Genomic DNA, 13,421 nt, shown 5'->3' on the forward strand with positions numbered 1-13,421 from the left:
ACCATGAATTTCGGCCTTTCGGAAGAACAACAGCTTATCGTCGACACCACGCGTGCCTTCGTGGAGAACGAGCTTTACCCGCATGAGCGCGAGGTGGAGCGCAGCGGCCATTTGCCGATGGAACTCATCAAGGAGTTGCAGCAGAAGGCAATGGCCGCCGGCCTCTATGCGGCCAACATGCCGGCCGAGGTCGGCGGCGCGGGGCTCGATACGCTGTCCTGGCTGCTCTACGAGAAGGAGCTCGGCCGCGCCAACTACGCGCTGCACTGGACCTGCGTGGCGCGCCCCTCCAACATCCTGCTCGCCGGCACCGACAAGCAGAAGGAAAAGTACCTCTATCCGTGTATCCGCGGCGAGACCTGGGACTGCCTGGCGATGACCGAGCCGGGCGCCGGCTCCGACCTGCGCGGCATGAAGGCGACCGCGGTTCAGGACGGCGACGACTGGGTGCTCAACGGCACCAAGCATTTTATCAGCCACGCCGATATCGCGGGCTTCGCCATCGTCTTCATGGCTTCGGGCGAAGAGGAAACGCCGCGCGGCAAGCGCAAGAAGATCACCGCCTTCTTCGTCGACAAGGGCACCAAGGGCTTTACGGTGCGTGACGGCTACCGCAACGTCTCGCATCGCGGCTACACCAATTCGGTGCTGGAATTCGACGATTGCCGCCTGCCCAAGGAACAGGTGCTGGGCGAGGTCCACAAGGGTTTCGAGGTTGCCAACAGCTGGCTCGGCGCGACCCGCCTGCAGGTGGCCTCCACCTGCCTCGGTCGGGCCGAACGCGCGCTTGGCCACGCCATCGACTACGCCGCGCAGCGCCAGCAGTTCGGCCAGCAGATCGGCAAGTTCCAGGGCGTGTCGTTCAAGCTGGCGGACATGGCGATGGAGCTGAAGGCCGCCGAACTGCTCACCCGCGAGGCCGGCTGGAAATACGACCAGGGCACCGTCACCGACCAGGACATGGCCATGGCCAAGCTGAAGGCGACCGAGGTTCTGGCCTTCATCGCCGACGAGGCGATCCAGATCCATGGCGGCATGGGGCTGATGGACGACCTGCCGCTGGAGCGCATCTGGCGCGACGCCCGCGTCGAGCGCATCTGGGAAGGCACCTCGGAAATCCAGCGTCACATCATTTCGCGCGCGCTGCTGCGGGCGGTGGGGGGCTGATCGTGCAGGTTTCCGTGCTTCATACCCCCACCCCTTACCCCTCCCCACAAGGGGGAGGGAGACTTCAACGTTTCAGAATCCCCCTCCCCCTTGTGGGGAGGGGTAAGGGGTGGGGGATCTACCGATGACGCACCGCCTCGACCGCCTCCTGCGGCCCCGGTCCATCGCGATCATCGGCGGCGGCGCCTTCGGCACCAATGTCGTCGAGCAATGCCTGAAGATGGGTTATGCCGGCAGGATCTGGCCGGTGCATCCGAGCCGGGCGGACGTACACGGCGTGCCCGCCTTCAAGTCGGTCGCCGACCTGCCGGGCGCGCCGGATGCGGCCTTCGTGGCCGTCAACCGCACGCTCACCATCGACATCATCCGCCAGCTTCGCGAGCGCGGGACCGGCGGCGCGATCTGCTTTGCCGCCGGCTTCCTCGAAACCGGCAATGACGACGCCGAGGGCGCCGGCCTGCAGCAGGCGCTGGTCGAGGCGGCCGGCTACATGCCGATCATCGGTCCGAACTGCTACGGCCTCATCAACTATGCCGACGGCGCGCTGCTGTGGCCGGACCAGCATGGCGGCAAGCGGCTGCAATCCGGCGAGCGCGGCGTCGCCATCATCACGCAATCGTCCAACATCGCCTGCAACCTGACCATGCAGAAGCGCGGCCTGCCGGTCGCCTTCCTGATGACGGCCGGCAACCAGGCCCAGACCGGTCTCTCCGAGATGGCGCTGGGGCTGATCGAGGACGAGCGCGTCACGGCCCTTGGCCTGCATATCGAAGGCTTCGATTCGGTCACCGGCTTCGAGAAGCTGGCCGCGCGCGCCCGCGAACTGAAAAAGCCGATCGTCGCCATGAAGGTCGGCCGCTCCGAGCAGGCGCGCGCCGCCACCATCTCTCATACCGCGTCGCTGGCCGGCTCCGACGCCGGCTCGGAAGCTTTTTTGAAGCGGTTGGGCATTGCCCGCGTCGATTCCATTCCCTCCTTCCTCGAAACGCTCAAGCTGCTGCACGCCGTCGGTCCGCTTGCGGGCGGAAAGCTGTCGTCGATGAGCTGCTCGGGCGGCGAAGCCTCGGTGATGGCCGATACGGCTGAAGGCCGCAGCGTCGGCTTTCCCGCGCTTGCCGAGGCGCATCGCGCCAAAGTCAAGGAAACGCTGGGGCCGCTGGTGGCAGTGGCCAACCCGCTCGACTACAACACCTTCATCTGGAACAACGAACCGGCGATGACCGTGTCGTTCTCCGCGATGGTATCGGGTGGCTTCGACCTCAACCTCTTGGTGCTCGACTTCCCGCGCACCGACCGCTGTTCGGACGCCGACTGGTGGACGACGGTGAATGCCTTCGAGGCGGCGTTGAAGGCCAACGAGGCCAGGGGCGCCATCGTCGCGTCCATGCTGGAAAACCTGCCGGAGGAGCACGCGATGGCGCTGTTCGAGCGTGGCATCGTGCCCATCCACGGCATCGTGGAAGCCTTCGATGCGGCGGAAGCGGCAGCGTTCATCGGCGCGGCGTGGAACAGGTCGGAAAGCTTACCCCCACCCCTCACCCCTCCCCACAAGGGGGAGGGGAATTGTGAGGCGTTGACGCCCCCCTCCCCACAAGGGGGAGGGGTGAGGGGTGGGGGTACGGGCCCCTCAGGCTTCCCGGCTCTCTCACCGTCAGCCCACCCCGACGAAGCCGAGGCCAAGGCGCTGTTGCGCGAGGCCGGCCTGCCGGTGCCGCAAGGCCTGCGCGCGGCAAGCGTCGAAGAGGCCGTCTCCGCCGCCGAACAACTGGGCTTTCCGGTCGCGCTGAAGGCGCTCGGCGTCGCCCACAAGTCGGAAGCAGGCGCGGTCAGGCTCAACCTGAAAACCGCCGAGGACGTGCGCTCGGCGGCGGCAGCCCTGCTGCCACTCGGCTCGGGGCTTTATGTCGAGCGCATGGTGCAGGGCGGCGTCGCCGAGATCATCGTCGGCTTCACCCGCGATCCCGTCTTCGGTCCGGCGATGACGCTCGGCAGCGGCGGCGTGCTGGTCGAACTTTTGCAGGACAGCGCGACGCTTCTGCTGCCCGCCTCGCGCGACGAGATCGAGGCGGCGCTGCGCGGCCTGAAACTGTTCCCGCTGCTCGACGGCTATCGCGGCCGGCCGAAGGCCGACCTCGCCGCCGCCATCGATGCGGTTGCCGGCATCGCCGGTTTCGTGGCCGAGCGGGCCGGAGTAATCGCAGAACTCGACATCAACCCGCTTATCGTCTGCAGGCAAGGCGAAGGCGCCTTTATCGCCGATGCCCTGCTGGTTCTCGAAGGGAAGAAACATGACTGACGTCATCACCACGCGCCGCGAAGGCATGGTCCTCGAAGTCACGCTCGACCGGCCCAAGGCCAACGCCATCGATCTCGCCACCTCGCGGCTGATGGGCGAGACATTCAGGGCGTTCCGCGACGACCCCGAGTTGCGCGTCGCCATCGTCAGGACGGCCGGCGACAAGTTCTTCTCGGCCGGCTGGGACCTGAAGGCGGCCGCCGGCGGCGATGCGGTCGACGGCGACTACGGCGTCGGCGGCTTTGCCGGCCTGCAGGAACTGCGCGACCTCAACAAGCCGGTGATCGCCTGCGTGAACGGCATGGCGGTGGGCGGCGGCTTCGAACTGGCGCTGTCCTGCGACCTCATCTACGCCTCCGACCATTCCTCCTTCGCGCTGCCGGAAATCCGCGCCGGCACGCTGGCCGACGCGGCGACGATCAAGCTGCCGAAGCGCATTCCCTACCATGTCGCCATGGACCTTCTGTTCACCGGCCGCTGGATGGACGTCGAGGAAGCCCATCGCTGGGGGCTGGTCAACGAGGTGCTGCCCAAGGAAAAGCTGGAGGATCGCGTCTGGGAGATCGCCCGCCTTCTCGCCGGCGGGCCGCCGCTGGTGTTCGCCTCCATCAAGGAAGTGGCGCGCAAGGCCGAGGCGATGGAGTTCCAGGACGCCATGAACTGGATCACCAAGCGCAAGTTCCGCACCGTCGACGAGCTTTACGCCTCGGAAGACAACATGGAAGGCTTCAAGGCCTTTGCCGAAAAACGCGACCCGGTGTGGAAGGGCAAGTAGGCTCTTCTGCCGGACGCCGGGATCGGACTGGCCATGACCGACTATCGAAAGCTGATCGATGCCGAGACCTGGGCGTTCATCGAGCGCACCAGTGCCTGGTATCCGCCGGAGACGGTCGATTACACGATCGAGCGGCAGCGGGAAATCTACGACCGGATGTGTCGCGAGTTCTTCGCCGGCTACCCTGAGGGCGTGGCGGCCGAGACCATGGCGATCGAGGCCCCCGGCCGCTCCATCCCTGTCCGCCTCTACCGTCCCGGGCCGTCCGATGGTCCGGCGGTCGTTCTCTACTTCCATGGCGGCGGCTTCATCCTCGGCGGGCTGGACAGCCATGACGATGTCTGCGCCGAGCTTTGCGGGCGCACGGGCTACACGGTGGTATCCGTGGATTACCGCCTTGCGCCCGAGCACAGGCATCCGGCCGCCTTCGACGATGCGCTGGCAGCCTTCGAATGGGCGATTTCGGCCTATGCGCAGCCGATGGTGCTGGCCGGCGATTCGGCCGGCGGCAACCTGGCGGCCGCCGTCAGCCACGCCACACGCGGCCATCCCCGCCGCCCGGCCGGGCAGGTGCTGATCTATCCGGGGCTGGGCGGCGATACCTCGCGCGGCTCCTATGTCCGCCACGCCGAGGCGCCGATGCTTAACATGCGCGACCTCGAGTTCTACCGGCAGGCAAGAGGGGGCGACCCGCAAGAGGACGCCGATCCGACCCTCGCCCCGCTTGCCGATACGGATTTTTCCGGCCTGCCTCCTACCGTGGCGATCACCGCTGAATGCGACCCGCTTTCCTCCGATGGCGAAACCTATCGCGACCGCATCGTCGCCGCCGGCGGCAAGGCCTTCTGGCACGAGGAACAGGGCCTCGTGCACAGCTATCTGCGCGCCCGCCACAGCGTGCGCCGGGCCGAAGCGAGCTTTACCCGCATCGTCGGCGCCATAGCCGCGCTCGGCAGGGGCGAATGGCCCTGGTGAGCCGGCCAGCCGGCTGACCCCTCCCCTCCCGCGAGACTTCCTGGCGCCAGCCTCGGCGCGCATGCGTTCGCGCGCATCAAAGTTCTTGATTTGTTCTCATTTCCGAAATAGGAATAATTTCATGAGAACAGCGATTCGCCAGCCTGCCGAGAACCCCTTCGAGAGGGCGAAAATGGAACAGATCGTGCGCGCAGACATTGCAGCTTTCACGACAGGAAGGGCCGAAATGGCCAATGCGATGATCGAACAGAGCGGCGTGCGGGTGCGGCCGGACCGCAATCGCGGACGCGCGGCCGGGATCAACCCGTCCGGCCGTTTCGAGCCGGTCAGCCGCCATGTCTTCGATGACGGCTGGGACAGCATCGAGGAGCTGCCGCCGTTCAAGACCGAGGTGCAGGTGGAAAAGCCGCGCACCATCATCACCCGCAACACGTCGCCCGATATTTCCTTCGACCGCTCGATCAATCCCTATCGCGGCTGCGAGCATGGCTGCGTCTACTGCTTCGCCCGCCCCACGCACAGCTATATGGGCCTGTCGCCGGGGCTCGATTTCGAATCCAAGCTGTTCGCCAAGCCGGATGCGGCGCGGCTGCTCGACAAAGAATTGTCGAAGGAAGGCTATCAGCCGCGCACCATCGCCATCGGCACCAATACCGACCCCTACCAGCCGATCGAGAAGCGCTACCGCATCATGCGCGAAATCCTCGAAGTGCTGGAGGCGCGCGGCCACCCGGTCGGCATCGTCACCAAATCGGCGCTGGTAACGCGCGACATCGACATCCTGTCGCGCATGGCCGAGCGCGGGCTGGCCAAGGTGGCGCTGTCGGTGACAACGATGGACCGGATGCTGGCGCGCACCATGGAGCCGCGCGCCTCGACGCCGACCAAGCGGCTGGAAGCGATCCGCCAGCTTTCGGACGCCGGCATCCCCGCCTCGGTGATGGTGGCGCCGATCATCCCTAGCCTCACCGATGCCGAGATGGAGCGCATCCTCGATTCCGCCCGCGCCGCCGGCGCGCGGGAGGCGGGCTATGTGGTGCTGCGCCTGCCGCTCGAAGTGTCGCCGATCTTCAAGGACTGGCTGCTGCGCCATTACCCGGATCGCTACCGCCACGTCATGTCGCTGATCCGTTCGATGCGCGACGGCAAGGACTACGATTCGGAATGGGGCAAGCGCATGAAGGGCGCCGGTCCCTATGCCTGGCAGATCGGCAGGCGCTTCGAACTGACGGCCAGGCGGCTGGGGCTCAACCTCGAACGGCGGACGCTCAGGACCGACCAGTTCGTCGCGGCCGCCCGCGAGAACGAACAGTTGATGCTGCTTTGAACGGCCCCTGCCGCCCGCGGCAGGGATGATGAAAGGAATCCGTCCGGCCCCTCCCCGGCCAGTAGACGGTGCCTTTCCGGCTCGCTGCCCCGAGCGGCCGGAAAGGCTTGCGGAGAATCGGTTCCGATGCGAGTCTCGCCGCATCATGGCTCGCGCGCGTTCCGATTCTCCGCCTCTCTTCGAGATCGTGGAAAAACCCGACTTTTCCTTCGAGACGAAGGCGATGGCCAGCGGGTTATGGCCGGTCGCCGGCATGGACGAGGCCGGGCGCGGGCCGCTCGCCGGCCCGGTGGTGGCGGCCGCCGTCATCCTCGACCCGGCCAACATTCCCGAGGGACTGGACGATTCCAAGCGCCTCTCCCACCTGCAGCGCGAGGCGCTATTCCTGAAGATCGTCGGCTCCGCGCTCGGCGTGTCGATGGCCTCGGTCTGCGCGGAAGGCATTGATGCCAGCAACATCCTCAAGGCCAGCCTGGAAGCGATGCGGCGGGCGCTGGTCGGCCTGCCGATTCCCGCAAGGCTGGCGCTGGCGGATGGCCGCGACGTGCCACCTGGCCTGCCCTGCGAAGGCCGGGCACTCATCAAGGGCGATCAGCGCTCGCAGTCGATCGCAGCCGCCTCCATCATTGCCAAGGTGATGCGCGACCGCATGATGACCTGCTGCGGCAGCCGGCATATGCACTACGGCTTCGAGGTCCATATGGGCTATGCGACGGCGCGCCACCGCGCGGCGATCGACACGCACGGACCGATTCCCCGGCTGCACCGCGTCTCGTTTTCCCCCTTCCGGCGTGACGGCGAACCTGCCGAAGAATAGAGCGGCGGACGCCCGGATAGCCCCGTCTCCCTGTTCCAGCCGCATTTGTGCGACGCCAGACGATTCCGCCCGGCTGCAAGATGCTCCGGCCACAAAAACCGCCATGCCGCCGCCAACAAAAAAGCCGCCGGAAAATCCAGCGGCTTTTTTTCAAATCCTGTTGACCGAACTCAGTTGAGCTTGGCCTTCACTTCCTGCAACGAGGCCTTGAACAGGTCGGCGCCGGCCTTGGCGTCGCTCTTGGCCGCAAGCAGCGTGCGGGCGGCCTCGACGGCCAGCTCGACGGCGCTGGAGCGGACTTCGGCGACAGCCTCGCGCTCGGCCTGCGCGATCTTCTGCTCGGCGACCGCGGTGCGGCGGGCCACGTAATCCTCGGTACGGCTCTTGGCTTCCTGTGCCAGGGCCTCGGCCTCGCGCTTGGCCGCCTCGACGATGGCGGCGGCTTCCTGCTCGGCTTCCTTGCGCTTCTTCTGGTATTCGGCCAGCAGCGCTTGGGCTTCGTCACGGAAGCGGCGGGCTTCCTCCAGTTCGCCGCTGATGCGCGCGGCGCGCGTGTCGAGCGACTTCGACACCATCGCCGGTACTTTGACGTACAGGCAGATGCCGATGAAGATCAGAAGGGCGATCAGTACCCAGAATGTTGCGAGAGCGGTTGCGTCCATTTCGAGTTCCTCAGCGCGCCACGGATTTCACGGCGGCGGCCACGGCTGCCTTGTCGCTGTTGCCGACGAGTTGTTCGAGGATCGCGCCGGCCGTGCTCTCGGCGATGGCACCGACATCCTTCATCGCCGACGCCTTGATCGAGGCGATGCGGCTTTCGGCATCGGCCAGCTTCGCTTCCAGCTCGGCCTCGATCTTCTTGCGGGAAGATTCGGCGCCGGCCTTGGCGGTGTCGCGAGCCTGCTGGCCAATGGTGTTGGCATTGGCCTTGGCTTCAGCCAGTTCCTGCTCGTAGGCGGCAACGGCAGCGTCCGCCTCGCCCTTCAGCCTGTTGGCCTGGTCGAGATCCTGGGCGATGCGGGAACTGCGCGTATCGAAGATGCCGGCAAGACGCGGCATCACAACACGTTTGAGGAACAGGTAGAACAGGCCGAAAGTGATCGCCAGCCAAAAGATCTGCGACGCGAAGGTCGCCGGATCGAACGGAGGAAACGAGCTTTCATGCGCGGCGTTGGCGGGAACTTCCGTCCCCGTATGAATCTCGCCGGCCGGCTGCGCGCTCGACCCGTCGGTGGCCGGCGCTGTTTCTTGCCCGTAGGCTGGTGTCACGAACATAACCTGTCCTCGTCATAAGGGCCGGCCGCGGCGCGGCACGGCCCTGCCATCAGCGATCAATCAGCCGAACAGCGCGAGCAGGGCGATGAGCAGCGAGAAGATGCCCATGGCTTCCGTCACGGCGAAGCCGAAGATCAGGCGGCCGAACTGGCCATCGGCAGCCGACGGATTGCGCAGCGCGCCAGCCAGGTAGTTGCCGAAGATGTGGCCGAGGCCGATACCGGCGCCGCCCATGCCCAGGCATGCAATACCCGCGCCGATGTACTTTGCTGCTTCTGCTTCCATTTGTTCAACTCCTTATGGGTCTCGATAATTTCAGGTCTTGATGGTTTCTGTCGTCGACGCAGCCCGGCTGCGAGCGAACCTAGTGCCCCGGATGCACCGCGTCGGCGAGGTACATGCAGGTGAGGATGGCGAAAACGTAGGCCTGGAGGGCGGCGACCAGCAGTTCCAGCGCGGTGATCGCCACCGCCATGGCCAGCGGCATGACCGAGCCGGCGATGCCGACCGCGCCCATGGCGCTGAGCGACACCACGAAGCCGGCAAAGACCTTGAGCGTGATGTGGCCGGCCAGCATGTTGGCGAAAAGACGAACCGAAAGGCTGATCGGACGCGAGAGGAAGGAAATCACCTCGATGCCGACGACCAGCGGCATCAGCACCAGCGGCACGCCGCTCGGCACGAACAGTTTGAGGAAGCCGAGGCCGTGCTTGTAGAAGCCGTAGACCACGACGATGCCGATCACCAGCATCGCCAGCGCGAAGGTGACGATGATGTGGCTGGTGATGGTGAAGAAGTAGGGGAACAGGCCAAGCAGGTTGGCCGCCAGCACGAACATGAAGATCGAGAACACGAAGGGGAAGAAGCGCATGCCCTGCGGGCCAGCGGCATCCTTCAGCATCGAGGCCGTGAACTCATAGAGCAGTTCGGCGCTGGACTGCCAGCGCGACGGAACGAGCGCACGCCGAGAGGTGGCGAAATAGAAGAAGGCGCCGGCAAGAACGACGACCACGACCATGAACAGCGAGGAATTGGTGAACGACAGATCGTACCCGCCGACATCGAGCGGGAAGATCTTGTTGATATGGAACTGGTGGATCGGATCGACCTTGTCAGCTGCCACGTTCATTCCTCACGAAAGCCACGAACGGCTTTTATCTAATTCACCATGCGCACGAAACTGCGCAGCCTATTCATCCTTCGGGCCGGTTTTCCGGCCACTTTGCCCAAAGCCCGCGACCATACCGGCCGACCGCAGGACATTAAGCACGCCCGAGCCGAAGCCCAGAAGTAAAAACACGATCAAACCCCAAGGAGAAGTTCCGGCGAAGTGATCGATCGCCCAGCCGATGCCAGCCCCCACCGCAATGCCGGCGATGAACTCGCTGGACATCTTGAACGCCTGACCATAGCCGCTCAAACTGCCCGTTCTGGCCTTACTTTCCCCCTCGGCTCCCTCGGTCCTCCTTGCGGCAAGAGCTGCCTCAAGTCGGCGCCGGCGGCGCTCAAGTTCGTCGTCGTGGATGTCGCCTTTGCTCTGGTGTTCCGGGCCGGTCTTTCCGGTTTCGTCTGGCCTTTTTTCGCCGGCCATTCGCAACCCCCTGCCCGCCCACAACGTCGCCGTCGGTCCGCATCCAAGTCGCGGGCAACATAGTTAGAGGGCCAGCAACCGTCAAGCCACGGCGCGGGATTCAAAAGCAAGTATTTTACCGTGTTAAATCAATCGCTTACCTAAGTGCGACATCGTGCCCGCCATCGATCTCCGGCTCGGCGGGGCGAATCCCGCGCCATCGGCGCGGTACGAGGGTCAACTCCAGCCGCCGCCATAGGTGCGGTAGAAGATGTGAAGACCGATCTTCGTCATCTTCTTCATCGTGCGCGCCCAGCCGGGGCTGACATAGCTGGCGTAATAGTGGGTGGAGGACCCGACCTCGGGCAGGAAGATCTTGCCGGCGGTGACCGCCATGGCGATGTCCTGCGCGATCTTGTAGTGGCGCGGGCTTTCGACCCGGTCTTTCCGGCCGTCGCAGGCAAAGGAGAACTGGCAGGCGTTGCGCCAGTTCTCGTTCTGGTAGACGACGCCGCAGATGCTGCCCGGATAGGCCGGGTTGCGCACCCGGTTGAGGACGACCTGGGCAACGGCGGCCTGGCCGCGCAGGGATTCGCTTCTCGCCTCGAAATAGATCGCATTGGCGAGGCAGGTCTGCTCCGGCTTGGAAAAGACGCTGGCCGGCAGCGGGTTCTGGATCCAGGCATGGTCGCCCTTGGCCATGGGCGGGATGAAGCGTCCGGCATCCGGCTTCTCGTCCTTCAGCAGCGCCTCGAAGGGCGAGGCCTTGGCATAGTCGGGCTCGGCCGGGGCGTAGGCGGTCGCCAGGACATCGGCCTTGTCGTTGGTAACGAGCGAGGCGAGCATCGCCGGCACGCCGGCCGGCTTCCTGTCCTCGCGCGGATGGAAGGCAGCGGCGATCTGGATTTCCCTGCCCTTTATCCCGGGCTTGGCGAAGGTCAGCTTGAGGCCGCTGTTCATGGTCGGGCGCAGCAGGTAGCTGGTGCGCTGGAAGATCGAACCAGCGGAGAAATTCTTCGGCGGCGCCACCGGCACGACCTGGACGATGCGGCCCTTCTTTTCGCCGCGCGTGATGCGCTCCTCGTCGGGAGTGGCGCCGGCCGCAGCCCCCTTGCCGCGGAAGGCGACGGTGCCGACGCCGGCCAGCTCGACGCCGGAACCGGAGATGGAACCGGTGACCGTGGTGTCGACGAAAGGCATCTCGGCCGCATGAACGGAGCCGGCGGCCGATTTCTCGACATAGGTGTTCCACCGCGTCTGTGCTTCGAGCCCCGAAACGAGACTGGTCATGTCCTGATAGGCGCCGACCGTCGGGAAGCCGATCCAGATGCCGAGCCCGACGACGAGAGGGGACACGAAGGAACGTTTTATCCCACCGGCGGCGGCAGCCATCGGCCGCTTCGAAAGACGTCGATGCACGAAACTCTCCAGAACGCGAAACAAACCCCCACGAGAGTTTTAGGGTGAAGCATTAACCTTGATGGAGCGTTAACGGGCGGGCCCGGAGCAGGCGCCATGAGCCTCTGGATGGCCGCGATTGTGCCGCCCGCCACAAAATCCGTGGCCGCTTCTGCGCGAAGCACCGGGAGGATTCCGTCCGGCCAAAAATTATTTTATGAGCGATATCGAAGATGCCTCTCTTAAAAAGCGTCACCGATGACCGACACCGTCATAAGCCTCAGTTCCATCCCCCCGCGATTCGGGGGGCTTTTTCCGACCCTGACGTCCCTGCTGCGACAGGAACTTCCGGCGCGCGAGATCAGGCTCAACATCCCCCGCGCCTATCGCCGCTTCCCCAACTGGGACGGGCGTCTTCCGGAGGTGCCGGCCGGCATCACCATCCATCGCTGCCAAGAAGACCTTGGGCCTGCCACGAAGGTGCTGCCGACGGCCAAGGATCTGCGCGGCCACGACGTCGACATCCTGTTTTGCGACGACGACAAGATTTACGACCCGGACTGGCATGCAAGGTTCAAGGCGCAGGCCAGGTTGCGGCCGAACACGTGTATCGTCGAAGCGGGCGAAACCTTTCCGGACATCGCCGACACCCACCGGCACCCCGACCGCCTCCCGAGGGCCACGCGCCGGCAAAAGGGCCTCGGCTATCGCCTTTTCAGGATCGCGACGCTCGGCCTGATCAAGCCCGGCCAGTACCGGAACAGCGGCTATGTCGACCAGATCTCGGCGTGGTCGGGCGTGCTGGTGCGCCCGGACTGGTTCAGCGACGCGGCATTCGATATCCCCGACATCCTCTGGACGGTCGACGATCCTTGGCTGTCCGGCCATCTCGAGATGAGCGGGATTCCGATCTGGCTGAACGCCCGCTCCAAACAGGTGGCGTCAACCGATGCCGGAACCATCTACGCGTTGCTCAAGCATGTCGAGGACGGGCATGGCCGGGTCGAAGCGGACCTGGCGGCAATCAGCTATTTCCGCAGCCGATGGAACATCTGGAAAAAGGCGGGGCCGGTGGCGCAGCTCAACGGCATGACCACCTCGATGAAGGCGCTCAGCCTGGCCGGCCAGGAGCCGTAGGACTTTCACAGGCGTGGCTGGTCGCCGGCAACCGTTGTTGCGGGCCGGCATGGGGCGGGCCGGCGAACCGGCCCACCCGGGGGACGCTGCCAGATCAGTAGTCGATCACGCCTTCCAGCGCATAGTGCTTGATGGTCTTGCGGTTGGCGATCAGTTCCTCGACGGTCGGCTTGCCGGTCATGGCGCGGGAAATGGCCAGCTTGGTCGCCTCGTAGTTGGTCCGGTAGAGGTCCTTCTTGTCGAGGTTCTCGTCCTCGGCGCAGCGCGGGTCGAGCCAGACCGTGATGATCATGCACAGCTCGGCCGCCTGGTCGCGCGGCAGGATGTCTTCGGCCAGGCAGTCGACGATGGCGTCGCCCATGGCCGCCTGCACCACGCCGCCGAGCAGTTCGGCATAGGCCATGCTCTTTATCGTGACCTTGGTGGTCATCATCGTCGCCGGCTTCACCGCCTGGTTGAGATCGCGCACCACGAACATGCGCGTATGGCCCTTGGCCTGCCCCAGCATGGAAGCGAAGGCATGCCCGACCGGCCCCTTGACCGAACCGATCACGACCTCGGGCATGGCATCCGTCGCCTGCCCTTCCGCCGCCAGGACGGTCGCTTCCCCCGTACGAAACCAGATGTCAGTCATTGTGCTCTCCTGCTCGATGAAGGCGCGACCCTAGCCAGCGCGGCGAGGCT

General features: G+C 65.3%; 14 protein-coding genes. 7 read left to right on the forward strand and 7 right to left on the reverse strand.

What is annotated here, in order from left to right:
* Positions 1–3 precede the first annotated feature (3 nt).
* From ACFOHJ_RS21575 to ACFOHJ_RS21600, 6 genes are all read left to right on the forward strand, one after another.
* On the forward strand, positions 4–1,167 hold the full coding sequence (locus ACFOHJ_RS21575; protein ID WP_378224617.1) for an acyl-CoA dehydrogenase family protein: 1,164 nt from the start codon (positions 4–6) through the stop codon (positions 1,165–1,167).
* Positions 1,168–1,291: 124 nt separating this feature from the next.
* Entirely contained in the window at positions 1,292–3,463 is a 2,172-nt protein-coding gene (locus ACFOHJ_RS21580) for an acetate--CoA ligase family protein (RefSeq protein ID WP_378224620.1), read from the forward strand.
* Positions 3,456–4,238: a carnitinyl-CoA dehydratase gene (locus ACFOHJ_RS21585; protein WP_378224622.1), complete on the forward strand. Its 783-nt coding sequence runs from the start codon at positions 3,456–3,458 to the stop codon at positions 4,236–4,238. The genes ACFOHJ_RS21580 and ACFOHJ_RS21585 overlap by 8 nt, the downstream gene beginning before the upstream one ends.
* Positions 4,239–4,271: 33 nt before the next feature.
* The gene (locus ACFOHJ_RS21590; protein WP_378224625.1) at positions 4,272–5,213 is read left to right on the forward strand and encodes an alpha/beta hydrolase; all 942 of its coding nucleotides are present in this window, start codon (positions 4,272–4,274) and stop codon (positions 5,211–5,213) included.
* 172 nt (positions 5,214–5,385) lie between these two features.
* On the forward strand, positions 5,386–6,540 hold the full coding sequence (locus ACFOHJ_RS21595) for a PA0069 family radical SAM protein (RefSeq protein WP_378224740.1): 1,155 nt from the start codon (positions 5,386–5,388) through the stop codon (positions 6,538–6,540).
* A gap of 145 nt (positions 6,541–6,685) precedes the next feature.
* Positions 6,686–7,357, forward strand: coding sequence for a ribonuclease HII (locus ACFOHJ_RS21600; protein WP_378224627.1), 672 nt, complete (start codon positions 6,686–6,688; stop codon positions 7,355–7,357).
* 170 nt (positions 7,358–7,527) lie between these two features.
* Here the strand turns inward: ACFOHJ_RS21600 and ACFOHJ_RS21605 are convergent, their stop codons facing one another.
* The 6 genes from ACFOHJ_RS21605 to ACFOHJ_RS21630 form a co-directional block, all read right to left on the reverse strand.
* Positions 7,528–8,019 carry a F0F1 ATP synthase subunit B gene (locus ACFOHJ_RS21605; RefSeq protein WP_378224629.1) on the reverse strand — a complete coding sequence of 164 codons (492 nt, stop codon included), beginning with the start codon at positions 8,017–8,019 and terminating at the stop codon, positions 7,528–7,530.
* 10 nt (positions 8,020–8,029) lie between these two features.
* Positions 8,030–8,632 carry a F0F1 ATP synthase subunit B gene (locus tag ACFOHJ_RS21610; protein WP_378224632.1) on the reverse strand — a complete coding sequence of 201 codons (603 nt, stop codon included), beginning with the start codon at positions 8,630–8,632 and terminating at the stop codon, positions 8,030–8,032.
* Between the two features lie 60 nt (positions 8,633–8,692).
* Complete coding sequence (locus tag ACFOHJ_RS21615) at positions 8,693–8,917, reverse strand: F0F1 ATP synthase subunit C (RefSeq protein WP_136354606.1); 225 nt, start codon at positions 8,915–8,917, stop codon at positions 8,693–8,695.
* 79 nt (positions 8,918–8,996) lie between these two features.
* Positions 8,997–9,755 carry a F0F1 ATP synthase subunit A gene (locus ACFOHJ_RS21620; protein WP_378224634.1) on the reverse strand — a complete coding sequence of 253 codons (759 nt, stop codon included), beginning with the start codon at positions 9,753–9,755 and terminating at the stop codon, positions 8,997–8,999.
* A 66-nt stretch (positions 9,756–9,821) separates the two neighbouring features.
* Positions 9,822–10,223: an AtpZ/AtpI family protein gene (locus tag ACFOHJ_RS21625; RefSeq protein WP_378224637.1), complete on the reverse strand. Its 402-nt coding sequence runs from the start codon at positions 10,221–10,223 to the stop codon at positions 9,822–9,824.
* Positions 10,224–10,439: 216 nt separating this feature from the next.
* The gene (locus ACFOHJ_RS21630; protein ID WP_378224639.1) at positions 10,440–11,621 is read right to left on the reverse strand and encodes a cell wall hydrolase; all 1,182 of its coding nucleotides are present in this window, start codon (positions 11,619–11,621) and stop codon (positions 10,440–10,442) included.
* Positions 11,622–11,858: 237 nt separating this feature from the next.
* Here ACFOHJ_RS21630 and ACFOHJ_RS21635 point away from each other — a divergent pair, with 237 nt between their 5' ends.
* Positions 11,859–12,737, forward strand: coding sequence for a glycosyltransferase family 2 protein (locus ACFOHJ_RS21635; protein WP_378224642.1), 879 nt, complete (start codon positions 11,859–11,861; stop codon positions 12,735–12,737).
* 94 nt (positions 12,738–12,831) lie between these two features.
* Here ACFOHJ_RS21635 and fae read toward each other — a convergent pair whose 3' ends face one another.
* Positions 12,832–13,371 (reverse strand): formaldehyde-activating enzyme, encoded by a 540-nt coding sequence (gene fae / locus ACFOHJ_RS21640; RefSeq protein ID WP_378224645.1) that lies wholly within the window; start codon positions 13,369–13,371, stop codon positions 12,832–12,834.
* Positions 13,372–13,421 lie beyond the last annotated feature (50 nt).

It is taken from the genome of Aquamicrobium soli, from assembly GCF_042646345.1.
GTDB lineage: Bacteria > Pseudomonadota > Alphaproteobacteria > Rhizobiales > Rhizobiaceae > Mesorhizobium > Mesorhizobium soli_A.